The organism is Vibrio sp. 03_296 (genome assembly GCF_002265885.1).
Genome location: NZ_NPKW01000652.1, coordinates 1 through 959, shown reverse-complemented (window position 1 = coordinate 959; position 959 = coordinate 1). Strand labels below are relative to the sequence as shown.

1 pseudogene is annotated in these 959 nt (G+C 47.8%); it reads left to right on the top strand.

Annotation, left to right across the window (positions count from 1 at the left end):
- Window positions 1–818: pseudogene (locus CIK04_RS35730) on the top strand (helix-turn-helix domain-containing protein); the annotation flags it as partial.
- Window positions 819–959 lie beyond the last annotated feature (141 nt).

Sequence of the window (959 nt, the reverse complement as noted above, 5' to 3'; positions counted from 1 at the left end):
GTGGAGTGGACATAGCAAAATTTGGTTGCGGYAGGGCGCTGCTTTTTCGGGGCATGATCTCTCCACAACCATCCGCCGCTATCAACTATGGCGTTAGCTGTCTGCAATCGGGGGCGTTTTTGGCGGGAGCGCAGATTGGCGCCATCCTCAAATGGACTTACGACAATCCGTTTATTCACTCCGATGTGAAAGTTCACGATAGTATTCGCATCGCAGTGTTTATGACCAAAGTATTACGTGAATATCTTGGTGAAGACTTTTGCCCAAAACGGGTGATGATTTCAGGCTCACGACAAAATCGTCAGCGTTATYMAGATTTTTTTGGTTGTGAAATCGGTTGGAATCACAAGCGCACGGAAGTTTGGATTCATTCTGACGAGCGTTTGGCCGTTAGGCAGAAAAAAACAATAGCCAACAAGCGGCTGGCAATGAACTTTGCTGATCTGGATGATTACTCACATGTCCAGTACCTGACGATGAGCTAAATCGATTACGAGCTAGGTCAACTTACAGCTGTCATTATTGGTTTACCAACGCTCAATCGAGTTGCGGAACTGATATCTATGTCAGAACAGCAACTGCAGCGGCGATTGCATGCGCTAGGGCTAAATTTTTCGACGGTTTTGTGGATATGTTCTTAGTAATCAAGCGGTCAATGCGCTCACTCAAGGGGTTACCATTGAGGACGTTTCGTCGGCGATTAGGTTATACCAATATCGCCAGCTTCAACCGCATGTTTAAGAAACATCGTGGAGTCATCGCCCAAAGAGTACCTGCAGCGTTTCCACGATGGTTCGTTAAGTCGTTCAACGGGGTAGAAACCATCGTTTCCCATACGCTGATGCGTAATTTGGTTGTGGAATTACGGCCCTCTTGTTCCATCCACACCCACTAATGGCCCCACAACGGTTCGATAGGGCAAGATGCCGCCCAAMSGGGCGATCGAGATCGCTGCTATC